Annotated in this window: 24 protein-coding genes and 2 tRNA genes; 17 read left to right on the top strand and 9 right to left on the bottom strand. The window is 72.0% G+C overall.

Features of this window, described 5'->3' with window-relative positions:
• The 5 genes from K4G59_RS16050 to K4G59_RS16030 all read left to right on the top strand — a co-directional run bounded on the left by K4G59_RS16050 (position 1) and on the right by K4G59_RS16030 (position 5757).
• Positions 1–1401 (top strand): glycine--tRNA ligase, encoded by a 1401-nt coding sequence (locus K4G59_RS16050; RefSeq protein ID WP_231252073.1) that lies wholly within the window; start codon positions 1–3, stop codon positions 1399–1401.
• Positions 1402–1464: 63 nt separating this feature from the next.
• Positions 1465–2082, top strand: a complete 618-nt coding sequence (locus K4G59_RS16045) for a hypothetical protein (protein ID WP_231252072.1) — start codon at positions 1465–1467, stop codon at positions 2080–2082.
• Positions 2083–2119: 37 nt separating this feature from the next.
• Positions 2120–3259: a tRNA dihydrouridine synthase DusB gene (gene dusB / locus K4G59_RS16040; RefSeq protein WP_231252071.1), complete on the top strand. Its 1140-nt coding sequence runs from the start codon at positions 2120–2122 to the stop codon at positions 3257–3259.
• Between the two features lie 208 nt (positions 3260–3467).
• Positions 3468–4421 carry a VldE C-terminal domain-containing protein gene (locus K4G59_RS16035; protein WP_231252070.1) on the top strand — a complete coding sequence of 318 codons (954 nt, stop codon included), beginning with the start codon at positions 3468–3470 and terminating at the stop codon, positions 4419–4421.
• A gap of 64 nt (positions 4422–4485) precedes the next feature.
• A complete protein-coding gene (locus K4G59_RS16030; protein WP_231252069.1) occupies positions 4486–5757 on the top strand; it encodes a deoxyguanosinetriphosphate triphosphohydrolase in 1272 nt (423 codons plus the stop codon).
• Between the two features lie 51 nt (positions 5758–5808).
• Here the strand turns inward: K4G59_RS16030 and K4G59_RS16025 are convergent, their stop codons facing one another.
• The 3 genes from K4G59_RS16025 to K4G59_RS16015 are packed head-to-tail and all read right to left on the bottom strand — an operon-like array spanning position 5809 to position 6849.
• Complete coding sequence (locus K4G59_RS16025; RefSeq protein ID WP_231252068.1) at positions 5809–6168, bottom strand: hypothetical protein; 360 nt, start codon at positions 6166–6168, stop codon at positions 5809–5811.
• A gap of 29 nt (positions 6169–6197) precedes the next feature.
• Positions 6198–6449 carry a DUF3618 domain-containing protein gene (locus tag K4G59_RS16020; RefSeq protein ID WP_231252067.1) on the bottom strand — a complete coding sequence of 84 codons (252 nt, stop codon included), beginning with the start codon at positions 6447–6449 and terminating at the stop codon, positions 6198–6200.
• Positions 6442–6849, bottom strand: coding sequence for a phage holin family protein (locus K4G59_RS16015; RefSeq protein WP_231252066.1), 408 nt, complete (start codon positions 6847–6849; stop codon positions 6442–6444). Before K4G59_RS16015 ends, K4G59_RS16020 begins: the two co-directional genes overlap by 8 nt.
• Before the next feature lie 139 nt (positions 6850–6988).
• Between K4G59_RS16015 and dnaG the strand changes: the two genes are divergently transcribed.
• The 4 genes from dnaG to K4G59_RS15995 all read left to right on the top strand — a co-directional run bounded on the left by dnaG (position 6989) and on the right by K4G59_RS15995 (position 10865).
• The gene (gene dnaG, locus K4G59_RS16010; protein ID WP_231252065.1) at positions 6989–8890 is read left to right on the top strand and encodes a DNA primase; all 1902 of its coding nucleotides are present in this window, start codon (positions 6989–6991) and stop codon (positions 8888–8890) included.
• Complete coding sequence (locus K4G59_RS16005; RefSeq protein WP_231252064.1) at positions 8887–9393, top strand: hypothetical protein; 507 nt, start codon at positions 8887–8889, stop codon at positions 9391–9393. The genes dnaG and K4G59_RS16005 overlap by 4 nt, the downstream gene beginning before the upstream one ends.
• A gap of 52 nt (positions 9394–9445) precedes the next feature.
• Positions 9446–9521, top strand: a tRNA-Asn gene (locus K4G59_RS16000).
• Positions 9522–9683: 162 nt separating this feature from the next.
• Positions 9684–10865, top strand: coding sequence for a matrixin family metalloprotease (locus K4G59_RS15995; protein ID WP_231252063.1), 1182 nt, complete (start codon positions 9684–9686; stop codon positions 10863–10865).
• Between the two features lie 2 nt (positions 10866–10867).
• Here the strand turns inward: K4G59_RS15995 and K4G59_RS15990 are convergent, their stop codons facing one another.
• Positions 10868–11596, bottom strand: coding sequence for a GntR family transcriptional regulator (locus K4G59_RS15990; protein ID WP_231252062.1), 729 nt, complete (start codon positions 11594–11596; stop codon positions 10868–10870).
• Positions 11597–11716: 120 nt separating this feature from the next.
• On the opposite strand from K4G59_RS15990, the gene K4G59_RS15985 reads away from it, so the two are divergent.
• Genes K4G59_RS15985 through K4G59_RS15965 form a run of 5 tightly spaced genes read left to right on the top strand, consistent with a single transcriptional unit; the run spans position 11717 to position 16022 of the window.
• Positions 11717–12958: an NRAMP family divalent metal transporter gene (locus tag K4G59_RS15985; protein ID WP_231252061.1), complete on the top strand. Its 1242-nt coding sequence runs from the start codon at positions 11717–11719 to the stop codon at positions 12956–12958.
• Positions 12955–13737 carry a LamB/YcsF family protein gene (locus K4G59_RS15980; protein ID WP_231252060.1) on the top strand — a complete coding sequence of 261 codons (783 nt, stop codon included), beginning with the start codon at positions 12955–12957 and terminating at the stop codon, positions 13735–13737. The genes K4G59_RS15985 and K4G59_RS15980 overlap by 4 nt, the downstream gene beginning before the upstream one ends.
• Positions 13734–14345 carry a 5-oxoprolinase subunit B family protein gene (locus K4G59_RS15975; protein WP_231252059.1) on the top strand — a complete coding sequence of 204 codons (612 nt, stop codon included), beginning with the start codon at positions 13734–13736 and terminating at the stop codon, positions 14343–14345. Before K4G59_RS15980 ends, K4G59_RS15975 begins: the two co-directional genes overlap by 4 nt.
• Positions 14342–15238 carry a 5-oxoprolinase subunit C family protein gene (locus K4G59_RS15970; RefSeq protein WP_231252058.1) on the top strand — a complete coding sequence of 299 codons (897 nt, stop codon included), beginning with the start codon at positions 14342–14344 and terminating at the stop codon, positions 15236–15238. Before K4G59_RS15975 ends, K4G59_RS15970 begins: the two co-directional genes overlap by 4 nt.
• A complete protein-coding gene (locus tag K4G59_RS15965) occupies positions 15231–16022 on the top strand; it encodes a putative hydro-lyase (protein WP_231252057.1) in 792 nt (263 codons plus the stop codon). Before K4G59_RS15970 ends, K4G59_RS15965 begins: the two co-directional genes overlap by 8 nt.
• Before the next feature lie 22 nt (positions 16023–16044).
• Here K4G59_RS15965 and K4G59_RS15960 read toward each other — a convergent pair whose 3' ends face one another.
• The 3 genes from K4G59_RS15960 to K4G59_RS15950 are packed head-to-tail and all read right to left on the bottom strand — an operon-like array spanning position 16045 to position 19587.
• A complete protein-coding gene (locus K4G59_RS15960) occupies positions 16045–16785 on the bottom strand; it encodes a PIG-L deacetylase family protein (RefSeq protein WP_231252056.1) in 741 nt (246 codons plus the stop codon).
• Positions 16786–16826: 41 nt separating this feature from the next.
• Positions 16827–18137 (bottom strand): DUF1501 domain-containing protein, encoded by a 1311-nt coding sequence (locus K4G59_RS15955; RefSeq protein WP_231252055.1) that lies wholly within the window; start codon positions 18135–18137, stop codon positions 16827–16829.
• A 1-nt stretch (position 18138) separates the two neighbouring features.
• Positions 18139–19587 (bottom strand): DUF1800 domain-containing protein, encoded by a 1449-nt coding sequence (locus K4G59_RS15950; protein WP_231252054.1) that lies wholly within the window; start codon positions 19585–19587, stop codon positions 18139–18141.
• Between the two features lie 101 nt (positions 19588–19688).
• On the opposite strand from K4G59_RS15950, the gene K4G59_RS15945 reads away from it, so the two are divergent.
• Complete coding sequence (locus K4G59_RS15945) at positions 19689–20654, top strand: GNAT family N-acetyltransferase (protein WP_231252053.1); 966 nt, start codon at positions 19689–19691, stop codon at positions 20652–20654.
• A 12-nt stretch (positions 20655–20666) separates the two neighbouring features.
• Positions 20667–20740, top strand: a tRNA-Ile gene (locus K4G59_RS15940).
• An 18-nt stretch (positions 20741–20758) separates the two neighbouring features.
• Here K4G59_RS15940 and K4G59_RS15935 read toward each other — a convergent pair.
• Both K4G59_RS15935 and K4G59_RS15930 read right to left on the bottom strand, forming a co-directional pair.
• Positions 20759–22219 carry a serine/threonine-protein kinase gene (locus K4G59_RS15935; RefSeq protein WP_231252052.1) on the bottom strand — a complete coding sequence of 487 codons (1461 nt, stop codon included), beginning with the start codon at positions 22217–22219 and terminating at the stop codon, positions 20759–20761.
• A 91-nt stretch (positions 22220–22310) separates the two neighbouring features.
• Positions 22311–23696, bottom strand: coding sequence for a serine/threonine-protein kinase (locus tag K4G59_RS15930; protein ID WP_231252051.1), 1386 nt, complete (start codon positions 23694–23696; stop codon positions 22311–22313).
• A 73-nt stretch (positions 23697–23769) separates the two neighbouring features.
• Between K4G59_RS15930 and tyrS the strand changes: the two genes are divergently transcribed.
• On the top strand, positions 23770–25035 hold the full coding sequence (tyrS, locus tag K4G59_RS15925; protein WP_231252050.1) for a tyrosine--tRNA ligase: 1266 nt from the start codon (positions 23770–23772) through the stop codon (positions 25033–25035).
• Positions 25036–25626: the final 591 nt, after the last annotated feature.

Raw genomic sequence — 25626 nt, 5'->3', positions numbered from 1 at the left:
GTGGCCAAGCCCGCCCCCACCGCCCTGGACAACGTCGTCTCCCTCGCCAAGCGGAGGGGTTTCGTCTACCCGTGCGGTGAGATCTACGGCGGCACCCGCTCCGCGTGGGACTACGGCCCGCTGGGCGTGGAGCTGAAGGAGAACATCAAGCGTCAGTGGTGGAAGTTCATGGTCACCCGTCGCGACGACGTCGTCGGCCTCGACTCGAGCGTCATCCTGCCGACGCGCACCTGGGAGGCCTCCGGCCACCTGAGCACCTTCAGCGACCCGCTCGTCGAGTGCCAGTCGTGCCACAAGCGCTTCCGCGAGGACCACCTCCAGGAGGACCACGCGGCCAAGAAGGGCATCGACGACCCCGACGAGGTCGACATCAACGAGTCGGTCGCATGCCCCAACTGCGGCACCCGCAACGCGTGGACCGAGCCGCGCAGCTTCAACATGATGCTCAAGACCTACCTCGGCGTCATCGAGGACGAGTCGGGCCTGCACTACCTGCGCCCGGAGACCGCGCAGGGCATCTTCCTCAACTTCGCCAACGTGGTCACGAGCAGTCGTCAGAAGCCGCCCTTCGGCATCGCCCAGATGGGCAAGAGCTTCCGCAACGAGATCACGCCGGGCAACTTCATCTTCCGCACCCGCGAGTTCGAGCAGATGGAGATGGAGTTCTTCGTCAAGCCAGGCGAGGACGACGAGTGGTTCCGCTACTGGATCCAGGAGCGCACCCGCTGGTACGTCGACCTCGGCATCAACCCCGACAACCTGCGCCACTACGAGCACCCGACCGAGAAGCTGTCGCACTACTCCAAGGGCACGACCGACATCGAGTACCGCTTCGGGTTCTCCGGCCGTGACTTCGAGGAGCTCGAGGGCATCGCCAACCGCACCGACTTCGACCTCAAGCAGCACAGCGAGTTCTCCGGCAAGGACCTGTCCTACTACGACCAGGCCGCCGACGACCGCTACCTGCCCTACGTCATCGAGCCCGCCGCCGGCCTCACCCGTTCGCTGATGGCGTTCCTCATCGACGCCTACACCGAGGACGAGGCGCCCAACACCAAGGGCGGCGTCGACAAGCGCGTCGTGCTCAAGCTCGACCCGCGCCTCGCGCCGGTCAAGGTCGCCGTCCTGCCGCTGAGCCGCAACGCCGACCTCTCGCCCAAGGCCAAGGCGCTCGCCGCCGAGCTGCGCGAGAACTGGAACGTCGACTTCGACGACTCCGGCGCCATCGGTCGCCGCTACCGCCGCCAGGACGAGATCGGCACGCCCTACTGCGTCACGGTCGACTTCGAGACCCTCGACGACAACGCCGTCACGATCCGAGAGCGCGACACGATGGCCCAGGAGCGCGTCAGCCTCGACGGCATCACGCGCTGGTTCGCGGAGAAGTTCGTCGGCTGCTGAGCGTCGCTCGCAACGTACGCCGTTCGGCGGCCCGGGCGGCGTACGGCGTGCCACGATGGCGCCATGTGGCGTGCCTCGATCCCCGCGCCGCTCGCGGGCGCGGTCCTCGCCCTCGCGCTGACGGGGTGCACCGGCGCGGGAAGCACTCCTGACGCCTCCGAGCCCGAGGAGGCCTCCGCCGCCACCTCCACTGCGACGGAGGCCACGGGCACCGAGCCCGGCACGCAGCTGGACTTCGGTGAGCCCGCGACGCTCGCCTGGCAGCCCACTGCCGACCTGACCGGCGAGCTCGAGCTGAGCGTCGAGTCCGTGGTCGAGCCGCGGCCGTCGGTCTTCGACGGCTGGCTGCGCGACGACACCATGACGGCCTCGCGCGCCTACTTCGTACGCGTCCGGCTGGCCAACACGGGTGAGTCAGACCTCGGGGGGCAGGCGGTCCCGCTCTACCTCCGTGACGAGGGAGGCACGCTCGGCGCCCCCTGGACCCTCGGCGGTGACTTCACCGCCTGTCAGAGCGGGCCGCTCCCCACGCCGTTCGTCGCCGGGGCCGAGGAGGAGATGTGCCTGGTCTACCTCGTTCCCGATCGCGGCCGGATCCGCGACCTCGTGTTCGAGCCCACGGAGGGCTACGACCCGATCGTGTGGACCGGTGACGTCGAGGCGCAGCGGCGCCGCGGCTGATTTGGGGTCGCGACGTGCGCGGTTCGACAATGGGGCCATGAGCGCCGTGCCCACCTCCTTGACGCTGGGTCCGCTGCGCGTCGAGACCCCGGTCGTGCTGGCTCCGATGGCCGGCATCACCAACGCCGCCTACCGCCGCCTGTGCGCCGAGCAGGGTGCCGGCCTCTACGTCAGCGAGATGATCACCAGCCGCGGGCTGGTCGAGGGCGACGAGACGACGCAGAAGATGCTCGTCTTCGACGAGCTCGAGACGGTGCGCTCGGTCCAGCTCTACGGCACCGACCCGGTCTACATCGGCAAGGCCGTCGAGATCCTCTGCGCCGACCACGGTGTGGCCCACGTCGACCTCAACTTCGGCTGCCCGGTCCCCAAGGTGACCCGCAAGGGCGGCGGGGGAGCGCTGCCGTGGAAGCGCGGCCTGCTCGGGGAGATCCTCACCGCCGCGGTCGCCGCCGCAGCGCCGTACGACGTCCCGGTGACGATGAAGACCCGCAAGGGTCTCGACGACGACCACCTGACCTACCTCGACGCCGGTCGCATCGCGCAGGAGACCGGCGTCGCCGCCATTGCCCTGCACGGGCGCACCGTGCAGCAGGCCTACTCCGGCGAGGCCGACTGGGACGCCATCGCGCGCCTGGTCGACCACGTGGACATCCCCGTCCTCGGCAACGGAGACATCTGGGAGGCCGCCGACGCCCTGCGCATGGTCGAGCAGACCGGCGCCGCGGGTGTGGTCGTGGGCCGCGGCTGCCTCGGCCGACCGTGGCTGTTCCGCGACCTGGCCGCCGCCTTCCACGGCGAGGACGTGGCGACGCTGCCCACCCTCGGCGAGGTGCGCACGATGATGCGCCGGCACGCCGAGCTGCTCTCTGCGCACATGGGCGAGGAGCGTGGCTGCAAGGAGTTCCGCAAGCACGTCACGTGGTACCTCAAGGGGTTCCCGGCCGGGGGCGAGATGCGCCACCAGCTCGCGCTGATCGACTCGCTGGCCGCCCTCGACGAGCTGCTGGACGGCCTCGACGGTGACGCGCCCTTCCCGGAGCGGGAGCTCGGCACGCCGCGCGGACGGCAGGGTGCGCCGCGCAAGAAGGTCGTGCTGCCCGAGGGCTGGCTCGACGACACCGACGGCCGCGGTGCGCACCTGCGTGAGGACGCGGACGAGACGACCGGCGGTTGATCCGCACCTTCGGATCCGGCACACCTCCGGACCACGTGATCGGTGTCTCGTGAGCCGGAACACGCCCAATTTTGCTGTGGGAGATTGGGACAGCCGCCGAATCCTGTGCTTCACTCGATGATCGCGCCGGCGTGGGCACGAGGTCTTCCCCCGCAGCACCTCGTGGACCGGCGCAGTCCCCCGTCAGCAATCGCAAAGGATCAGCGCTGTGGCTCATCATCGCCACAAGCGGGAAACCCCTGCTAGCAACACCCGCCCGTCCCGCCTCTCCCGCTCCGTCCTGGTGTCGGCACCGCTCGCCGTCGTGGCGACCATGTCCGCCGTGACCATGGGCGTGCTCGGCGCGGAGCCGGCGACCCCCGACGCCAACCTCCTGGCCTCGTCCACGACGTCGCAGTCCCTCTACGGCGCGAGCTCCGCGTCCGGGACCGGCGCCCGCGCAGGCTCGACCGGCTCGGCCCCGAGCGGTCGCGAGGAGATCGTGTCGCGATCCCAGATCCGGACCGCGGCCAAGGCCGAGGCGGCTGCCCGCAAGGACATCAGTGTCGACCGCCAGGCACGCCGCCTGGCCAAGAAGGTCGACAACCGCCTGTGGACCACCGAGACCCTCAACCTGTGGGACGGCCCGGGCGAGAAGGCCGAGAAGACCGGCGTGGTCGACGCCCTCACGAAGGTCTCGGTCACCGGCCGGCGCCAGATGGGCCGCGCGCAGATCGTCGTCGACGGCCAGTCGCGATGGGTCACCGCCACCTACCTGGCCCAGGAGAAGCCGAAGCCGGAGCCGGAGCCGGAGGAGCCCGCCGGCGCGAGCCTCGGCGGTGTCTGCGCCAACGGCTCCTCCATCGACGCCGGTCGCGCCTCCCTCTACGAGATCCACGACGCGGTCTGCGCCAACTGGCCCGAGATCACCAGCTACGGCACGTGGCGCAGCGACGGCGAGCACGGCCAGGGCCGCGCCATCGACATCATGGTCAGCGGCCAGACCGGTTGGGACATCGCCGAGTTCCTGCGGGCCAACCACTCCGCGCTCGGCATCGAGTACATCATCTACGCCCAGCAGATGTGGTCGGTCGAGCGCAGCGGTGAGGGCTGGCGTGGCATGTCCGACCGCGGGTCGACCACCGCCAACCACTACGACCACGTGCACGTCACGGTCTACTGATCACCTCCGCGACCGCGACCGGCTGCGCGGTTGCGTCGGTGGCGCTCGCTAGGCTGGGCCGCCGATGAGCATCGAGGACCTGTACGACGACGCGGCGCGCGAGCGCATCGTCGCCGAGCCCCCCAAGAGGGTGGACGCGCCCGTGCGGCTGGCGTTCGAGCGCGACCGGGCGCGCGTGGTCCACGCGGCCGCCTCGCGCCGGCTAGCGGCCAAGACGCAGGTGGTCGGCCCGCAGACCGACGACTTCGTCCGCAACCGGCTCACCCACAGCCTCGAGGTCGCCCAGGTCGCTCGCGACCTCGCGCGCGCCCTCGGCACCCACCCCGACCTCACGGAGACCGCGGCGCTGGCCCACGACATGGGTCATCCGCCGTTCGGCCACAACGGCGAGCGGGTGCTGGCCGAGCTGAGCGCGGAGTGCGGCGGCTTCGAGGGCAACGCCCAGACGCTGCGGCTGCTGACCCGTCTGGAGTCGAAGACCTTCGACGCCGACGGGCGCTCGGTGGGCCTCAACCTCACCCGGGCCACGCTCGACGCCTGCACGAAGTACCCCTGGTCCCGTGACGCCGCCACCGGCCCCCACGGGGTGCACGCCGACGGCACGCCGCGGGTGGTGGTGAAGTTCGGCGTCTACGACGACGACCGCCCCGTCTTCGACTGGCTGCGCAGCGGGGTCGAGGGTCGCCGGCGCTGCCTCGAGGCCCAGGTCATGGACCTCGCCGACGACGTCGCCTACTCCGTGCACGACGTGGAGGACGGGATCGTGGCGGGCCGTCTCGACCTCACCAGGCTCGACCGCGACGCCCTCTGGGAGACCGTGCGGTCGTGGTACCTCCCCGGCCTCGACGACGACGCGCTCGACGCGGCCCTGGCGGACCTGCGGTCCGTGGCGAGCTGGCCGGAGGCGCCGTACGACGGCAGCAGGCGCAGCCTGGCCGCGATCAAGAACCTCACCAGCGACCTCATCGGCCGCTTCTGCGGCAGCGTGCAGGAGGCCACCCTCGCCGCCTCGGACGGGGCGTCGCCGGTGCGCCACCGTGCTGACCTGGTCGTGCCGTCCCGGACGGAGGCCGAGATCGGGGTGCTCAAGGGCATCGCGGCGCACTACGTGATGCAGGCCGACGACCGGGTGAGCCTGATGCAGCGCCAGCGCGAGCTGGTGTCCGAGCTCGTCGAGGGGATGTGGGTGCGGGGAGTCGATGCGCTCGACCCGGTGTTCGTCGACGACTGGCAGCACGCCGACGACGACGCGGCGCGTCGCCGCGTCGTCATCGACCAGGTCGCCTCGCTCACCGACGCGAGCGCGATCGCGCGCCACCACTCGTTGGTCGAGTAGCCCGCGAGCAACGAGCGGGCGTGTCGAGACCCGACCACGAGCAGGACCCGATCAGGGCAGGTCGCCCTGCGGGTAGGGGTTGTCCTGGCGCGCGGTGCTCTCGGGGTGCAGCTGGTCCTCGAGGTCCGAGCGGTGGCCGCCGTTGCCCGACGGCGTCACCTTGTCGGCAGCCGCGGTGGCGGCTCCTGACGCGGCACCCGCCGCCGTGCCGGCTGCGGAGACGACGGCGTCCTTGACGCCGGGCGCCTTCTCCTTGGCGAGGTCGGCCGCCTGCGTGGCCTTCTCCTGGACCCGCGGGTCGTCCTTGACGCGGGTCGCGGTCCGCTTGATCTGGTCGTACCTCTCCCGCCCGGCGCGGGCGCCGAGCACGTAGCCGACACCTCCGGCGATGAGCAGCATGAGCTTCTTCATGATGGTTCTCCCTTCCCTGGAACGAGTGGTCAGTGGGTGCGGCGACGGCGCCAGAGCAGGAGCACGACGGCCATCGCCACGAGCGAGCCTGCAGCGCCGAGCACCTCGGGGCGCGGGCTGCCGGAATCGGTGGTCGCGGAGTCCTTGAGGTCCGCCGCCTTCTGCCGGGCCCGGGACTTCACGTCCAGCCTGGCGGCGAGCTCGTCGACGGTGCCGGCGAGCTGGGCGCGCTGGAGCTCGATCTCGGCCTCGATCTGCTCCGGTGTGCGGGTGTCAGCCATGGTGGTCTCCCTTGACGGTCGCGATGTCGTCCTTGATGCCCCGGATCGCCCGCTCCGGCGCTGCGGGCGTGGCCTCGGAGACCTTGTTCCTGCCCGCGAGCCCGGCAAGGGCTGCTCCCGCGAGCAGGACCAGGGCGACGACCAAGGCTGCGAGCCACGCGTCGACGACGTCGGCCAGGCCCAGGACAGCCGCTGCGACGAGCGTGCCGACGCCGAGGAACGCCAGGAGCCCCGCGACGCTGAACATCCCGATCCCGACGCCCGCACGCTTCCCCTTCTGCGCGACCTCGGCCTGCGCGAGACGGATCTCCGAGCGGACCAGGTCAGGGATCTGCTGGGACAGCTGGTGGACGAGGGCACCGAGGGTCTGACTCTCCGGCGCTCCGTGCTGTTGAGTCATGATCCGACCTTGGCAGTCCTCACCCCGGCGACCAACCCCGCGCACGCCCGAAGGGGTGGCGGTCCGCGACGTCGGGCGCGTCCGTGCCCATGTGGAGACTCGGCGTCGGCGGTGGGCGCACGCCCGTAGACTCCCCGGCGTGGCAGGCCGGATTCGCGACGACGACATCGCCGAGGTGCGCGAGAAGGCGCGGATCGACGACGTCGTGTCCCAGTACGTCACGCTCAAGCGCGCCGGCGGGGGGTCGCTGAAGGGCTTGTGCCCCTTCCACGACGAGAAGACGCCGTCGTTCAACGTCAACCCGGCCCGCCAGTTCTTCCACTGCTTCGGCTGCGGCGAGGGCGGTGACGTCATCGCTTTCCTGATGAAGGTCGACGGCCTCACCTTCACCGAGACCGTCGAGCGTCTGGCCGAGAAGGCGGGCGTCCAGCTGCGCCGCGAGGACGGCGACGACGAGCCGGCCCGACCGCGCGGCCCCGCCCGCGGGCGGCTCATCGAGGCGCACAAGGTCGCCCAGGAGTTCTACGCTGAGCAGCTCGCGTCCGCCGATGCGGTCGTCGCCCGGCAGTTCCTCCACCAGCGCGGCTTCGACCAGGCCGCTGCGGAGATGTTCGGCGTCGGCTTCGCGCCCCGGGACGGCGAGGCACTCACCCGCCACCTGCGGGGGCGACGCTTCACCGACGAGGAGTCCGTCGCTGCGGGGCTCGTCGCGCACGGTCGCTCCCACTACGACCGTTTCCGCGGGCGGCTGGTCTGGCCGATCCGGGAGGCCAACGGCGACACGATCGGCTTCGGCGCGCGCCGGATCTTCGACGACGACCGCATCGAGGCCAAGTACCTCAACACCTCCGAGACCGCGATCTACAAGAAGAGCCAGGTCCTCTACGGCATCGACCTCGCCCGCTCGGCGATGAAGGACGCCCAGCAGGCCGTCGTCGTCGAGGGCTACACCGACGTGATGGCCTGCCACCTCGCCGGCGTACGCACGGCGGTGGCGTCGTGCGGCACCGCGTTCGGCACCGACCACGCGCGGGTGCTGCGCCGGTTCCTCGGTGACCACGACGAGACCAGCGGCGAGGTCATCTTCACCTTCGACGGCGACTCGGCCGGCCAGAAGGCGGCGATGAAGGTGCTCGAGAGCGACCAGGTCTTCGCCTCCCAGACCTACGTCGCCGTCGCGCCCGAGGGGATGGACCCGTGCGACCTGCGGCTCCAGGAGGGCGACGAGGCCGTTCGCGAGCTGGTGGCCAAGCGGCAGCCGCTCTACCGCTTCGCCCTCGACAACATCCTCAACCGCCACGACCTCGACCGCGCCGACGGTCGCATCGACGCGCTGCGCGACGCTGCCGGCCTGGTGGCGAGCATCCGCGACAAGACGAAGGTCGAGGCCTTCTCCCGCGAGCTGGCCCACATGGTCGGTGTCGACGTCGACGAGGTCCGCACGGAGGTACGCCGTGCAGCCAGCCGGCCCGCGCGCACCGAGGAGCGGCGATCGTCCCGCGCCACGGCGCCGACAGAGGCACCGCAGCCGCCCCGGCCCACGTTGCCGAGCCTGTCCGACCCGCGGTTCCTCATCGAGCGCGAGCTGCTCAAGCTCGTGATCCAGCACCCCTCGGGGGTCGGCCGCACGACGACCCACGTCACCGCGTCCGACTTCACCCACCCGACCTTCCAGGGCGTCTGGGAGGCCGTGACGGCGGCCGGGGGACCGGCGGCCGGTGCCGACGACCCGGGCTGGTCCAACAAGGTGCGCGGGGCCGCGACCGAGCCGGCCGTCAGCGCCGCGATCACCGAGCTCGGCGTCGAGCCCGTGCGCGGCACCTCCGACCCCAACCCGACGTTCGCCGTGGCCTACGTCTACCGACTCCAGGAGCTCACCACGTCCCGCCGCATCGCCGACGTCAAGGCACGCCTCCAGCGCACCAACCCCGTCGACCAGGCCCTCGACTACAACCGCATGTTCGGCGAGCTCGTGATGCTCGAGCAGCACCGCCGCAAGCTGCGCGAGGGTGCCGTCGGCCAGGCCGGGGCCTCCTCGTGAGCCCGCGCTGGAGGCGTACGCCCTCGCCGTCGATCGCGGTCGCGCCGGGGGAGAAGGTGCTGGCCTCGGCCTCCGCAGCCGACGGCACCGTCATGGCCGGCACCCGCGACGCGTTCTACGTCGTCGTCGACGGCGACACCCGGCGCGTGCCGTGGGAGCAGGTCGAGGCCGCCGGCTGGGACCGCGACACCGAGACCTTCCGGCTCTCGGAGGTCGGCAGCTGGGGCAGGGAGCGCCCGGTCCACCGTGCCGTCCTCGAGCATCCCGGCCGCCTCCTCGAGCTCGTCAACGAGCGCGTCACCGCGAGCATCGTGCTGCAGCGTCACGTGAGCCTCGGCCGCCGTCAGGGCCTGCGCGTGATCGCGCGCCGCGCCCCGTCCGGGGTCGGGGGAGTGCAGTGGGTCTACGAGTACGACGAGGGCGTCGACCCCGACGACCCAGCCGTCCGCGCGGCCGCCCGCGATGCCCTCGAGCTCGCCCGGCGCGACGTCGGCCTGCCCTGATTTCCCCACCGCGCAGGGGCCTTGCTAGTGTTTGGCCCCGCTGCACAAGCGATCCCCTGTAGCTCAACTGGCAGAGCATTCGGCTGTTAACCGGAGGGTTGTTGGTTCGAGTCCAACCGGGGGAGCCAGAGAAGGACCCCGATCCGCGACGCGGGTCGGGGTCCTTCGCATCTGCGCCCGGCGATCTTGCCGTTCCCGGTGCGAAGACCCCGCGGGACGGGCAGAGTTGTGCAGCCGCCGTGCGTCCGTCGACGCGGTCCCACCCCGAACGAACCCAGGACCCCCGAACCGTGATCCGATCACTCCTGGCGCCCCGCACGAAGGTGTGCCTGGCCGCCGTCACCGTCGTCGCCGCCGGTCTGCTGGCCCCGACCGGTGCCGCCGGACCCGGACAGGCACCGCGGACGGCTCCGGCCACCGGGACAGTGTCGGCCCACGATGCGACGGCGGCCGCCCGAGTGCTGGCCGCGACCACGGTGAGGAAGCCCGCGCTGACCGTCAGGGCCGACGCCCAGGTCGTCGCGGGGGAGCGGATCGTCGTACGCGGTAGGGCGAAGCACCGCCGCGCGATGGTGAGCCTGCAGCGGCGGGCCGCCCGGCGGTGGGTCCGCCTCGATCGCGCCCGCACCAGCGCCCGGGGCGCCTTCCGCACGTCCATCCGCGTCGACGCGCCGGGGCGGCACGCGCTCCGGGTCGTGGTCACGCCTCGTCGTGGACGTGCGCTCTCGGCAGCTGTGCAGGTCCTGGTCGTCGCGGTGGAGCCGAACCCCGTCGAGCCCACCCCCACTGCCTGGCCGACGACCGGTCCGACCGGCACGCCGCCGCCCGTCCCCACTCCGACGACCGGGCTGGGCGACCCCGCACACTGGGCCTACATCGGCGGCACGGACCCCATCGCCTGGAACTCGTGCGCGCCGATCCCCTGGTCCTATGCTCCAGCCGGGGAGTACGCCGGCGGGTTGGCGGACATGACCCGCGCCGTCGCCGCAGTGTCCACACGCAGCGGCCTCCAGTTCTCCTACGTCGGGGCCAGCGGTGGCAAGCTGCACGTGGACTGGTCGGACGCGTCCGCGACCCCGGCCCTCGGCGGGGGCGTGGTCGGCATCGGCGGACCTTCTTACCACGTCGTCGATCCCGCGAAGAACGGCGGCGTGCGCCGGCTCATCACCAGCGGGCGGGTCACCCTCGACCGCGAGGAGCAGCTGCCGACCGGGTTCCCGACCAGCGAGCGGGCGGGCTGGGGCCAGATCATGATGCACGAGCTCATGCATGCCGTGGGCCTGGGCCACACGGTGGGTCGCGAGCAGGTCATGTACCCCATGGCGGGCGCCTTCGCCCTCGGAGCGGGCGACCACACGGGCCTGTTCAACGTCGGGTCCTCACGCGGGTGCCTCGGTGGCGCTGACGACCGCATCTCCCCGCGCCGCGGCGGCGAGGTGCTCGTCCTCGACTCCGTCGAAACGGTCCACTGACGTCAGCCGCGTGCGGCAGCAGCGGCGTACGCCTCCACGAGCTGCGCCTCAGCGGCGTCGAGGTAGGTCGCGATCGCCGACTCCGCAGCGGCGAGGTCGCCTGCCTCGAGGAGCTCGAGGATCGCCCGGTTCTCCGGCAGGTAGGTCGCGTGGAAGGCCTGTGGTGCGTCCATGACGTGGAACACCAGCCGCAGCTCGGCCAGGAGGTGGTCCATCGCCTCGGTGACGCGGGGGCTCTGCGCCAGGTCGGCGACCGCCTGGTGGAAGTTCATGTTGGCGGTGCCGACGGCCACCCACGCGCCCTGGGCGGCAGCGGACTCGCCCTCCTCGACGGCTGCCCCCACCGGCGCCAGCAGGTCGGCCGTCGGGGAGGGCGCGGCGGCGGAGGCCAGCCGCTCGGCGAGGCGTCGTACGGCGCCGCACTCCAGGATGCGTCGGACCTGGTAGAGGTCGCGCACGTCGTCGACCGTGAGCCGGCGGACGAACACCCCGCGGTTGAACTCGTGCACCAGCAGGCGCTCGTGGCCGAGGAGGCGGAACGCCTCGCGCAAGGTGTTGCGGGAGACTCCGAGCGCCGCCCCGATGTCCTCCTCCGACAGCCGCGTGCCGGGGCGGAGGTGGCCCTCGGTGATGCGGGTGCGCAGCACGTCGGCCACCCGGCCTGCCGTGCTCGCGCGACCGAGGTCGGGGCGCTCGCCGCGCAGCTCCTCGAGCCAGTCGGTGGTGGTCACGACCGCAGGCTATCCGACAGAGGGTATTGACGGATTGTTGAACAATCCTTCACGCTGGCGTGACGGAGAACACTCCTGACGCCGATGCCGAGGCCCGGGACCGACACGGACGGACGAGACATGACCGACGAGACACGACCACGCGAGCGCCGGACGGTGGGGCAGGGCACGACGTCCGGGACCGCCGTACGCGGCACGATGCTCGGTGCGATGTTCCTGATGGCGACCAGCGCCATCGGCCCCGGCTTCATCACCCAGACCACGGTCTTCACCGCGGAGCTCGGTGCGGCCTTCGCCTTCGCGATCCTGGTGTCCATCCTGGTCGACATCGCCGTCCAGCTGAACGTGTGGCGCGTCGTCGGCGTCTCCGGGATGCGCGCCCAGGAGCTGGCGAACTCGGTGCTGCCCGGTGCCGGCTACTTCCTGGCCGCGCTCGTGGTCGTGGGCGGCCTGGTGTTCAACATCGGCAACATCGGCGGCACGGCGCTGGGCGCCAACGCGATGGTGGGCCTCGACGTCAAGGTCGGCGGCGCGGTCTCGGCCCTCATCGCGATCGCGATCTTCCTGAGCAAGCGGGCCGGGATCGCGATGGACCGCATCGTCGTGGTGCTCGGCCTCCTGATGATCGCGATGGTCCTCTACGCCGCGATCGTGTCGGGCCCCCCGGTCGGGGAGGCACTGCGCCAGAGCGTGCTGCCCGACGACATCGACTTCCTGATCATCACGACGCTCATCGGCGGCACGGTCGGCGGCTACATCACCTACGCGGGCGCCCACCGGCTCGTCGACTCCGGCATCACCGGGCCCGACCGCGTCCGGGAGATCACCCGGGGCTCGGTGGCCGGCATCCTGGTGACGGGCGTGATGCGTGCCCTGCTGTTCCTCGCCGTGCTCGGCGTGGTCGCCGGAGGAGTGACCCTGGCCGTCGAGAACCCGCCCGCGTCGGCGTTCGAGGCAGCGCTGGGCGAGGTCGGCGTCCGCGTCTTCGGCATCATCCTGTGGGCCGCCAGCATCACCTCGGTCATCGGCGCGTCCTACACATCGGTGTCCTTCCTCGCAGGCTTCTCGCGACGCCTCGAGGAGCGCCGCAGCTGGGTGACCGTCGGCTTCATCGTCTTCTCGATGGTGGTCTACCTCGCCCTCGGCAAGGCGCCGGTCACGTTGCTGGTCCTCGCAGGTGCCCTCAACGGCCTCATCCTGCCGGTGGGCTTCGGCATCATCTTGTGGGTCGCAGCCCGCCGCACGGACCTCCTCCGCGGCTACCGCTACCCGAAGGCGCTGCTGGTCGTCGGCGCGCTCTCGTGGGTGCTGACGGTCTATCTCGGCTGGAACTCCCTCGGCGGGATCGCGGACCTGCTGTGACCACGTCCGCGAGCATCGACCTCAACGCCGACCTCGGGGAGTCGTTCGGCAGGTGGACCCTCGGCGACGACGACGCCCTCCTGGAGGTCATCACCAGCGCCAACGTCGCCTGCGGCTTCCACGCCGGTGACCCGACGGTGCTGCGACGCACCTGCGAGCGTGCCGTCGAGCGCGGGGTGGTGATCGGCGCCCAGGTGGGCTACCGCGACCTCGCCGGGTTCGGCCGGCGCTTCGTCGACATGGATCCCCACGACCTGACCAACGACGTGCTCTACCAGATCGGGGCCCTGGAGGCCTTCGCGCGCGTCGCAGGCACCCGGGTCCGCTACGTGAAGCCCCACGGCGCGCTCTACAACGCGATCGTGCACCACGAGGCGCAGGCCGAGGCCGTCGCCGACGCCGTACGCCGCTACGACCCGACGCTCCCCGTGCTCGGGCTGCCGGGGTCGGTGTGGCTCGCCGTCGCCGAGGCTGCCGGCCTCGTGCCCGTGGCCGAGGCCTTCGCGGACCGTGCCTACACGCCCGAGGGGACACTGGTCTCGCGCCGGGAGCCCGACGCGGTGCTCCACGACCCCGACGAGGTGGCAGGGCGCACGGTCCGGATGGCGACGCGCCACGAGGTGGTGGCCGCCGACGGCTCGCTCGTCGCGGTGCGGGCCGGCTCGGTCTGCGTGCACGGCGACAGCCCGGGCGCGGTCGCCATGGCGACCGCGGTCCGCCGTCGCCTCGAGGAGGCAGGGGTGCGGGTGGTGTCGTTCCTCGGCGGTGACGCGGGATGAGGTTCCTGCCGTGCGGTGACTCCGGCCTGCTCGTCGAGGTCGGGGACCTCGGCGACGTCCTGGCGCTCTACGCCGAGCTGGTCGAGGACCCGCCCGAGGGTGTCGTGGACCTCGTTCCCGCCGCCCGCACGCTGATGCTGCGCATCGACCCCGCACGGGCCGACCCGCAGGGCGTCGCCCGGGCCGTGCGAGCCGTACAGCCGCGCCGGGGCCACCGTCCCGATGCCGGGCTGGTGGAGGTGCCGGTCACCTACGACGGCGAGGACCTGGCCGAGGTCGGACGCCTGACCGGCCTGGGCGAGCGCGGTGTCGTCGAGGCGCACACCTCCCAGGAGTGGACGGTCGCCTTCTGCGGCTTCGCCCCCGGGTTCGGCTACCTCGTCGGCAGCGACGACCGGTTGGTCGTGCCACGTCGCACCGTTCCCCGCACCCGGGTCCCGGCGAGGTCCGTGGCGCTGGCCGGTGAGTTCACCGGCGTCTACCCGAGGGAGTCCCCCGGCGGGTGGCAGCTCATCGGTCGATCGACCCTCGAGCCCTGGGACCTGGAGCGCGACCCGCCCGCACTCCTCGTCCCGGGATCCCGCGTCCGGTTCCTGGAGGTCCGATGAGCGCCTGGCTCGAGGTCGTCGCACCCGGGCCGCTCGCCACGGTGCAGGACCTGGGCCGGACGGGTCTCGGTGCCCTGGGCGTGGGGCACTCCGGTGCGGCCGACGCGCCTGCGCTGCGCCTGGCCAACCGGCTGCTCGGCAACGCCGAGGCCGCAGCCGCGGTGGAGGTCACCTTCGGCGGGCTGGAGGTCGTCGCCCACGGCGAGGTGACGGTGGCGCTCACCGGTGCTCCGTGCCCGATGACCGTCGACGGCCGGGCGCACTGGGGGTTCGGCGTCGTCACGGTTCCCGACGGTGCGCACCTGCGACTCAGCGCGCCGGACACCGGCCTGCGCAGCTACCTCGCCGTCCGCGGCGGCATCGGCGGTCCCCAGCAGCTCGGCTCCCGCTCGACCGACACCCTCGCTGCCCTGGGCCCCACACCGCTCGCGCCCGGCGACACGCTGCTCGTGGGCAGTCCCACCGGTCCGCTCCCGGGCGTCGACCTGGCTCCGGTGGCCCACCCCGTGGTCGGCGACGTCACCCTCCGCATCGTCGACGGCCCCCGGGCCGACTGGTTCACCTCGGGGGCACGCGAGGCGCTGGTGAGCGAGCCGTACGACGTCACCGCGGACAGCAACCGGGTCGGCATGCGGCTCTCCGGACCCGTCCTGGCCCGGCAGCGCGACGAGGAGCTCCCGCCCGAGGGCATGGTGTGCGGCGCCCTCCAGGTGCCGCCGTCCGGCCAGCCCACGCTGTTCCTCGCCGACCACCCCGTGACGGGGGGCTACCCGGTCATCGCCGTGGTCGTCGGTCCCGACCTCCCGCTCGCCGCCCAGGTGCGTCCGGGCCAGCGCATCACCTTCGTACGCGTCCCGTCCGCACCCCTCACCCCAGGAGCCAGCCATGACTGACCCCGACCGTCCCGAGCGACTGTCGCCCGACGAGGCCCGTGCGAGGTTCCGTGCCGGCCTCCGGGTGCCCACGTCCGGCTGGTGTGCCGGGTGGACCCAGGCGAACCTCCTCGCGGTCCCGCGCGACCTGGCCTACGACGTCCTGCTGTTCGCCCAGCGCAACCCCGGGCCGTGCCCGGTCCTCGACGTCACCGAGCCGGGCGCGGTGGACAGCCCGCGGTTCTCCGGCGACCTGCGCACCGACCTCCCTGCCTACCGCGTCTACGAGCACGGTGAGCTGATCGCCGAGGTGGACGACGTGGTCGAGCGGTGGCGCGAGGACATGGTGGCCTTCCTCATCGGCTGCAGCTTCACCTTCGAGGACGCGCTCGTCGCGGCGGGCGTGCCGGTCCGCCACATCGAGCAGGGCAGCAACGTGCCGATGTACCGCACCGACGTGGCGTGCCGTCCGGCCGGTTCGCTGTCGGGTCCGCTGGTGGTGTCGATGCGGCCGGTGCCCGCCTCGCAGGTGGCCACCGCCGTGCGCGTCACCTCCCGCTACCCCGCAGTCCACGGCGCCCCGGTGCACGTCGGGTCGCCGGCGGACCTCGGGATCGAGGACCTCGACGACCCCGACTTCGGCGACCCGGTCGAGGTGCGTCCGGGCGAGGTGCCCGTCTTCTGGGCGTGCGGCGTGACCCCGCAGGCCGCGGTGATGCAGTCCCGGCCCGCGCTCGCCATCGGCCACGCCCCGGGGCACATGGCGATCACCGACATCCGCGAGAGCGAGCACATCGTCCCGTGAGGGCGGAGGGCGTGACGCCTGCTCAGCCCCACCCGAGCGGGAACACCTCGAACGTCGCGGCGTGGGTGACGCCGAGCCCCTGTCCGCCGCCGCGCAGGATGCCGTCGAGGAACTCCTCGGGGTCCCACCCCTCCCAGCCGAGCCCCTCGATGTAGGCGCGGTGCTCCTTCAGCGAGGCAACCCCGGCGTCGAAGGTGTCCGTCACGTCGACGGCGTGCGTGGCGTCGGGGGAGCCGCCTGCCCACACCGCCCGCACGCCACCCCACGGCTCGAGGCCGTCGGTGAGCTGCTCGGGGAAGACCCAGCGGTTGCCGGCATCGCGCACGGCGTCGAGCAGCGCCCGGCCCACCGCGATGTGGTCGGCCTGGTTGAGGTTGGTTCCGCCGAAGGTCTCGCGAAAGTTGATGGTCAGCGCGACGTCGGGGCGATGGCGTCGTACGACCTCGGCGATCGAGCCGCGCAACGCGACGCCGTACTCCAGGATCCCGTCCGGCAGCCGCAGGAACTCCACCTCGTCCACGCCGACCGCCCGCGCGGACGCGATCTCCTCGGCCTCGCGCAGCGGGCCGCACTCGTCGGGATGGAGGCCGTCGATGCCTGCCTCGCCGCTGGTCACCATGCAGTAGACGACCCGCTTCCCCTGGCCGGTCCATCGCGCGACGGCCGCCGCGGCGCCGTACTCGATGTCGTCGGGGTGGGCGACCACGAAGAGGGCGGTCTGCCAGTCCTCCGGGAGGGGCTCGAGGCGAGGTGCGTCGCTCATGGTCCGAGCATCGCACCCGCGACCGCGCGTGTCTGCCCCCGTCAGGCCATCACGCCGACGGTCTGCGGCGCGAAGCCCGGGAAGACCTGCCCGACCGAGACGCCGAAGCGGCGCGTGACGACCTCGGCGAGCACGCTTCGGTAGTCGGTGGTCACGAGCAGGTCGGCGTCGAGGGAGTCGGTCAGCCCGGGCCAGGAGCCGAGGTAGCGCCCGCCCCGCACGCCCGCGCCGGCCACGAACATCACGTTGCCGAAGCCGTGGTCGGTGCCGTAGTCGTCGTTCTCCTTGACCCGCCGGCCGAACTCGCTCAGCGTCACGAGCGTGACGCGGTCGGCCGCCGGCCCGAGGTCGGCGAAGAAGGCGGCGATCGACGAGGCGAGGTCGCCGGCGTTGCGCTTCATCTCGCCCCACTCGAGGGTCCCGAGGTCGGTGTGCATGTCCCAGTCGCCCTGGTCCACCGTGATCACCTCGGCGCCGACGCCGGAGCGGATGATCCGCGAGACGTCGGACAGCGCCCTGCCCAGCTGGCTGCCCGGGTATGCCGTGGCGGGGGTGCCGGCGGGCAGGTCGCGGGCGGCGCCGAAGGTCTCGGCCCCCGCGATCGCGTCACGCACCGCACGGCCCATCGGGGAGCGGCCCTTCCACGCGTGCTGGAGCGCCCGCAGCCGACGCCCGTCGTCGTCCGCGCCGGCCACCTCTGCCCGGTCGACCCGGTCGACCACGAAGGCGGGGTGGGTGCCGAAGAGGGAGGTCGGCACCTGGTTGCCCATCGCGGTGCCCTGCAGGGGAGAGGCTCCGGGCAGCTCGCCCAGGAGGCGGTTGAGCCAGCCGTTGCGGGTCGTCGACCCCGGCGCTGCGTCCTCGATGGCCTCCATCGCCGCGAAGTGCGAGCGGTTGGGGCTCGCCATGCCGGTGGCGTGCACGGCGGCAAGGGTGCCGGCCTTCCACATCGGCAGGAGCGGCGCGAGTGCCGGGTGCAGGCCGAACATGGCGTCCGGCGCCAGCAGCGCCGTGTGGGGTACGCCGATGCGCGGGCGCGCGGCGTAGTAGGCGGGGTCGCCGTGCGGCACCACCAACGACAGCCCGTCGGCCGCGCCGCGCAGGGACAGCAGCACCAGCACCGAGCCGGTCGTCGAGGCCAGGCCGGCCGCGCTGCGCCCGGTGACGGCGTACGCCTGCGGTCCCGAGCCGCTGAGCCCGGAGCCGAGGGCGATCGCGCCCCCGGTCAGGGCTGTCGCGCCGAGGAACGCGCGACGGCTGAGCGCCAGGCGGGCTTCGTCGTAGTCGGGGCAGCCGCAGGCGGGGGTGGAGCCGGAGGTCGAGGCAGGTGAGGTCGAGTCGTGGGTCGTCATGTCAGCACGCCAGGTGGTCGGGGGAGTCGAGGACTGCGGCGAGCAGCCGCGGGAAGCCCCATCGGTAGAGGTCGTGCTCGCGGTCGATCTTCTCCCGGCGACGACAGCCCGTCGCCAGGGATGCGGTCTCGACCATCGCCCTGGTCGCCCGTCGGTGGAGCAGGTCGCGGCACACGTCGTCGACCAGGTCCTCGAACCGGATGGGCTTCTTCGCCGGCACCCATGCGCTGGGTCTGCGGTAGCGCAGGTCGGTGGTGGGCCACCAGCCGCCGGCCATCGACCAGTGCATGCTCATCGACCCCAGCGCCCGCGACGGTGAGGCCCAGACCGCGTCCGTCACGGGCGTGCCGTCGGGTCGTGGCCAGGCGTGTGGCGACAGGCCCAGGCCGGAGGCCTGCCAGAGCATCGCGTTGGCGCCGGAGTCGTTCTGTGACGGGCGGCCGACGTCGACGCCGAGCGCGCGGTAGGTCGCCACCACGTCCTCGCTGGGGTCGCGCAGCTTCTTCCCGGCCGAGGACCGGAACTCCTTGCTCGCCACGAGCGCCCGCAGCACCGGCGCGATCGCAGTGTCGTTCTTCAGGTAGACCTTCGCCAGTCGCCTGACCAGCGCGGTCGGCGGGTCGTCGCGCACGAACTTGGTCGCGAGCCGCTCGGCGATCCGGTACGCGGTGTCCGGGTGGTGCGCGAGGTAGCGCAGGTAGTCCTTGGTCAGGCGGCGCCCGTCGGGCTTCCGGTTCCTGTCACGGAAGCCGCGGACCTGCACGGCTCCGGTCCAGTGGTCGTCCTCGACGTAGGACGCCGCCCAGGTCTTCCAGAGGTCGACGTGCCAGCCGGTGAGGATCCGCGACGAGGCCTTGACGTCGTCCTCGGAGTAGTTGCCCGCGCCGACGGTGTGCAGCTCGAGCAGCTCACGGCCCAGGTTCTCGTTCGGGGCACGCTTGGTGGAGGTGGCCGCCGACAAGAAGATGAGCATCGCCGGGTGCGTGGTGGTCTCCACGAGCATCTGGTCGAAGCGGCCGAGCGCGTGACGGCGGATCGTGTCGCCGTAGTCGACGCGCCAGGTGAAGTGCGCGTCGCCGCTCACCGGCACGTGCAGCATGCCCTCCCAGAACTCGGTCATCTTCTCGAGCACCGGACGGCGGGTGCGGATGCGCCGCACGAGCAGCCAGCGGCCGTAGTCCTCCATCACCTGCCAGCCGCCGCGGACCTCCTGGACCTGGCGCTGCCAGAGGTCGGCGGGCGTGCGGTCGAGGTCCGGCCACCAGCCGCGCACCTGGTCGGCCGCGCGGTCGGGGAACGCACCGGGGCGGGTGAGCTGGCGCTCGAACCACGCCTGCGCGCCACCAGCACGGCGTACGTCCCTGGCGAGCGCGGAGTCGACGCCGTAGCCGAAGCGCGTCACCAGGTGACGCTGCGACGGGCTCAGCAGCTCTGCACGATCCTTGGCCATCGCGGTCCTCCCATCCCGAGACGCACCACTGTCCCACGACCCGTCGCGCGGGCGGAGTCGAAACCGATATCCGGTTGTCCCGGCCGCGACGGTGGGGTCGGATGGGCCGGTGGACATCCGCGAGCTCGACGTCACCGACCCTGCTGCCCGCCGCCGCTGGTACGACGTGCAGGACCGGGTCCGCCCGGGCCGACCGTCCACACGCCCTGCTCGAGGCGTTCGACGCCTTCGAGGTCTCCGCGACGCAGCCGGGACCGTACGCCGACCGCGTCCGGTGGGAGGCCCACGACGGCGACCGCCTGGTCGGCGTGGCCGAGCTCGAGCTCCCGTTGACGGAGAACCCCGACCTCGGGTGGGCCGAGGTCCACGTGGTGCCCGAGGACCGTCGCCGCGGCGTCGGCCGCGCGCTGTGGGACGCCATCGCCGAACGCGCGCGGGCCGACGGTCGGGCCCGCGTGGGGGGCGAGGTCAGCGTGGACCTCGAGGTGGCCGGGGCGGGCTTCGCGTTCGCCGCCGCGATGGGGGCGGTCGAGAAGCACCGCGAGGACCACCTCGTCGCGGAGCTGCCGGTGTCGCCGTGCGCCACCGACCCGGCGTACGACGTCCTCACGTGGCGCGGTCGCTGCCCCGACGAGCACCGCCCCGCCTATCTCACGATGCGCAACCAGATGAATGCCGACGTCCCGGTCGGAGAGCTCGACCTCGAGATCACGGTCCTCGACGACGCCAGGCTCGCCGCCTCCGAGGAGCGCCTGGCCCGCTCGTACGACGTCCGGGTGGCCGCCGCCCGCCGTCGGTCCGACGGTGTCCTCGGCGGCTACTCGCTCCTCTTCGTGCCCCACGGTGCCGATCACGCCTGGCAGGACGACACGCTGGTCATGCCCGAGCACCGCGGCCGGCGGCTGGGAGCGGCGCTCAAGTCCGCCGCGTACGCCGCCCTGCCGCCGAACGTCACGCTCGTCCACACCTGGACCGCGCCCTCCAACACCGCGATGCACCGCACCAACACCGCGATGGGCTTCCGAGTGGTCGAGCACATGCACGAGGTCGAGGTCCGCCTCGCATAGGGTGCGCACCGAGGGGCGGTAGCTCAGTCGGTCAGAGCAGAGGACTCATAATCCTTGGGTCGTGGGTTCGAGCCCCACCCGCCCTACGACGCACGTGCGCGCGGTCAGCCCTCGCCGGCGATCAGGTAGCCGTCGCCGCTCTCCTGGAGCAGCAGACGTCCCGGCTCGGTGGTCCTCCTGCCCGACGTGGTGACGTAGCTGACGGTGTAGGTGACCGAGAGGGCGTCGACGTCGGCGCGGATGTCGGACACGGTGGCGGACTCGATCGTGCTCCAGAAGCCCGAATACCCCTCGAAGCCGCCGCTCTGGGCCTGGAACTCCGGCGTCAGGAGCTCGAAGGTCGACTCCGGGTCGGACGTGACGCGCGAGAAGTAGTCGTCGACGAACGCCCGCATCGACGAGGCGTCGCCCGCGGGCGTCGGCTCGTCGGTGGTGGGCTCGGTGGTCGGGTCGTCGGTGGGCTGCTCGGCCGACGGGGTGTCGGACGGCTCCGGCTCCTGGCTCTGCCCGGTGGGCGCCTCGGCGGTGCTGTCGCTGCTGTCGTCGCCGGGTCGGAGGAGCCATGCGCCCAGCCCGAGCAGCATCGCGAGGGCCACGACGGTCGCGATCCGGGCGAGCGGGAGTCGGCCGCGCCGCGAGGAGCCCGTCGCCGCGGCGACCGGCGCCGTAGGTGGTGACGCAGGCGAGGTGGCCGATGGTGCCGCGCCGGGCACCGCGCCGAGGGTGAGGGTCGCCTCGCTGTCGGGACGAGCGCCGGCGGACGTGGCGACCCCGGTGCCGCTCGCGGCACGTCGCAGCTCGTCGCGTACCCGCTCGACCGGCCAGCGATCTGCGGGGTCCTTCTGCATCATGCCGGCAAGCACCGCTGCCAGCGGGTGGTCGTCCGGCAGGCGCGGAGGGTCGTCGTGGACGATCCGGTAGAGGCCACCCAGGACGTTCTGGCCCATGTCGTACGGCGCCCGGCCGACGACCGCGTGGAACAGCGTGGCCCCGAGCGACCAGACGTCGCTCGCGGTGGTCGCGACCGACCCGGACGCGACCTCGGGGGCGAGGTAGGCGGGGGACCCGGTCACGAGACCGGTGCGGGTCAGGGCGGCGTCGTCGGCCGACCGCGCGATGCCGAAGTCGCCCAGCTTCGCGTGGTCGCGGTCGTCGACCATGACGTTGCTCGGCTTGACGTCGCGGTGCACGATGCCGGCGCGGGCGGCCTCGACGAGGCCGTCGGCGGCCTGCGCGAGGATCCCGGCGGCCCGGGTGGGCTCGAGCGGCCCCTCGGCCGCCACGAGCTCGGTGACGGTGCGTCCCTCGACGTGCTCCATGACGAGCCAGTAGCAGTCCTCGTCCTTGACGAGGTCGAGGATCGACACCACGTGGGGGTGGTTGATCCCCGCTGCCAGCCGCGCCTCGCGCTCGGCGCGGGCGACGTCATCCTCCGTGGTGCCGGGGAGCAGCCCCATCCGCTTGATGGCGACGCTCCGGTCCAGCACCTCGTCGTGCCCGAGGTGGACCACACCGGCTCCGCCGCGCCCGATCTCCCGGACGAGGGTGTACCTGCCTGCAATCACCGTCGATGCCCCTTTCGTGACTCCGCCTCAGGCTAGGCACGTGCCCGGGCATCTCCGCACACCCGTGGGGACCAGTGCGGGGGGAGCCGGCTCAGCCCTCACCGGCGATCAGCAGCTGGTCGCCACTTCGCTTCAGCTGCAGCCGCACCTGCTGGGAGGTACGCTCCCCGGACTTCATGACGTAGTCGACGGTGTAGCCGACCGTCAGGTCTGACGGGTCGCTGCTGACGCTGGCGAGCTCGGCCGAGCGGACCCTGCCCCACCACCCCATGTAGCCGTCGAAGCCGTCGCTGGCCTCCTGGAACTCAGGAGTCAGCTGCTCGAAGGCTGCGCGCGGGTCAGTGGTGACGGTCGCGAGGTAGGAGGCGATGAAGGCATCCATCTGCTCCTCGGTGTCCTCCGCCGACGCCGGGCTGGCGCTCGGTTCCGGCTCGCTCGTCCCCGACGGCTCCGATGACGTGCTGCTGCCCGCCGCGGGCTGTGCCTCGGGAGTGCCGCGGCCGGCGAGCACGTACGCCGTGACGATCGTGGCGACCGCGAGCGCGGCTGCCGCCGCCACCCACGCCCATCGGAGCCGGTCCCTGGCAGGCCCAGCAGGCCCCGCCGCTGTGGGAGTGGGGGCCAGGGGGAGCACGCCGGTCTGCTCCGGGGGAGCGGCAACGACGGGCGCCACGGCCACGGTGGAGCGCCGTCCTCGTGCCACCCGGAGGAGCTCGTCGCGCACGCGCGGCATCGGCCACCGGTGCTCCGGGTCCCGGTGCATCATCACCGACAGCAGCCCGGCCAGCTCGTGGTCGTCGGGCAGGCGCGGCGGGTCCTCGTGCACAATCTTGTAGAGCGCACCGATGAGGTTGTCGCCGACGTCGTACGGCGGGCTTCCGGTGACCGCGTGGTAGAGCGTCGCCCCGAGCGACCACACGTCGCTGGCCGACGTCGCCGACGACCCCGAGGCGACCTCGGGCGCGAGGTAGGCGGGGGAGCCGGTCACCAGGCCGGTCTGCGTCAACGAGGGGTCGTCGTCGGCCCGGGCGATCCCGAAGTCGTTCAGCTTCGCCGCGCCGTGGGCGATCATGATGTTGCTGGGCTTGACGTCGCGGTGCACGATCCCGTGGCCGTGTGCCTCCACCAGGGCGTCCGCCGTCTGCGACAGCAGCGTGGCCGCGTCGGCTGCGTCGAGGGGACCGGAGGCGCGTACGCGTTCGCTGAGCGTCACCCCGTCGACGTACTCCATGACCAGCCAGCGGACGTCGTCCTCGTTGACCAGGTCGAAGACGGACACGACGTGCGGGTGATTCAGCGCGGCGGCGAGGCGTGCCTCGCGCTCGGCCCGCTCGAGCTCGCCGTCGTCGGAGCCGGGAACGAGCCCGATGCGCTTGATGGCGACCTGGCGGCCCAGCACCTCGTCGATGGCCAGGTGCACCGTCCCGGAGCCGCCTCGACCGATCTGTCGCTCGAGCCTGTACCTGCCTGCGATCACGTGCCGTCCCCTCTCCGCGCTCGCCCTAGGCTAGTGCCCGGCCACCAACCCGACCCCACCCGAAGGAACTGACGTGACGAGCTCCAACGTCCTCGACGAGCTGGAGTGGCGCGGCCTGATCGCCCACTCCACCGACCGCGATGCGCTCCGCGCAGCGCTGGCCGAGGGGAGCGTCAGGTTCTACGTGGGTTTCGACCCCACCGCCCCGAGCCTCCACATGGGCAACCTGGTCCAGCTGGTGACCGCGCGGCGCCTCCAGCTGGCGGGCCACACGCCCTTCATTCTGGTCGGCGGCGCGACCGGCATGATCGGGGACCCGCGTGATTCCGGTGAGCGCGTGCTCAACTCGCTCGACACCGTCAAGGAGTGGACCGAGCGCGTACGCCGCCAGGTCTCGCGGTTCGTCTCCTTCGAGGGGGAGAACGCCGCCACGACGGTCAACAACTACGACTGGACGGCCTCGCTGTCGACCATCGACTTCCTGCGCGACATCGGCAAGCACTTCCCGGTGAACCGGATGCTGGCCCGCGACACGGTGAAGCGGCGCCTTGAGTCGGGCATCAGCTACACGGAGTTCTCCTACGTCCTGCTCCAGTCGATGGACTACCTCAACCTCCACCGCGAGCACGGGGTCGCGCTCCAGTTCGGCGGCTCCGACCAGTGGGGCAACATCACGGGAGGCGCCGAGCTCGTACGCCGCGTCACCGGTGACAGCGCCCACGGCTTCGCGACGCCCCTGATCACCAAGGCCGACGGCACCAAGTACGGCAAGACCGAGGGCGGAGCCCTCTGGCTCGACGCGGAGATGCTGTCGCCCTACGCCTTCCACCAGTTCTGGCTCAACGTCGAGGACGAGAAGGTCGGCGAGCTGCTGCGCATCTTCACCTTCCTCACCCGGGAGGAGATCGAGGACCTCGAGCGGCAGACGCAGGAGAAGCCGTTCCTGCGCGCCGGGCAGAAGCGTCTGGCCGACGAGGTCACTGCGCTGGTGCACGGGACCGTTGAGGTCGAGCACGCCAAGGCGGCGGCCGCTGCGCTGTTCGGCGGGGGCGACCTCGCCTCCATCCAGCCCGCCACCCTCGCCTCTGCGCTGCGCGAGGCAGGGGGCACGACGGTCCCGGCCGCGGCGCTTCCCGGGATCCTCGACCTCCTCGTCGCGAGCGGACTGGCCCGGAGCAAGGGGGAGGCGCGGCGCACGGTCACCGAGGGTGGCGCCTACCTGAACAACGTGCGGGTGGAGGACCCCGAGTTCCAGCCCACTGCCATCGACCTGGTCGCCGGGTCGTGGCTCGTGCTGCGCCGCGGCAAGAAGAAGTTCGCCGGCGTCGAGGCGGTCTGAGCGCTCGTACGCAGCACGTCCCGGGCGGCGTGGCGAGTGGCTCGTACGCCCTTCGCCACGCCGCCCAGCTCGTCCCACGCGTCACAACAGGCCTCTGACCTGCGAAAACACGGATGTGCCCGCGGTCACACCGTTTCGATTTGCGTGTTCTGCCAGTCGTGATTAATGTTCTCTTTGTCGCCAGGGAGCGGCGGGGAGCAAGGCCGGTCAGGCCGGGCTCCCGGCCCCAGGCAGGACACCCCGAAGCGGTCATCGGTCACGGTGACACCACCGGGGAAGAGCGAAACAGTCGAGGATTTGCCACGACAGAAAGTCGCTCGCTAAGTTTGACCAGTTGCCTCACGCAACCGAGATCCTCACCGGATCACGATGTGAGTGCGTCTGATTCTTGAGAACTCAACAGTGTGTTTGATTAGTCGACGAATTAGTTTGTTATGCCCCGTTGGCTCTTCTGTTCTGGCCCTTTTTTTGGGGTTGGGGTGGTTGGGTCGCGGTTTCTTTGACAATGATTCTGACAGATGTCAGTTTTGTTCAGTCAGGGGATGTGGCTCTTATTGATTGTGGCTGGCCTGGCTTTGGTTGGGTTGGTTC

It is taken from the genome of Nocardioides furvisabuli (assembly GCF_021083185.1).
Classification (GTDB): domain Bacteria; phylum Actinomycetota; class Actinomycetes; order Propionibacteriales; family Nocardioidaceae; genus Nocardioides; species Nocardioides furvisabuli.
Note: the sequence above shows the minus strand (reverse complement) of the source record. Positions and strands in the feature narration are given on the sequence as shown.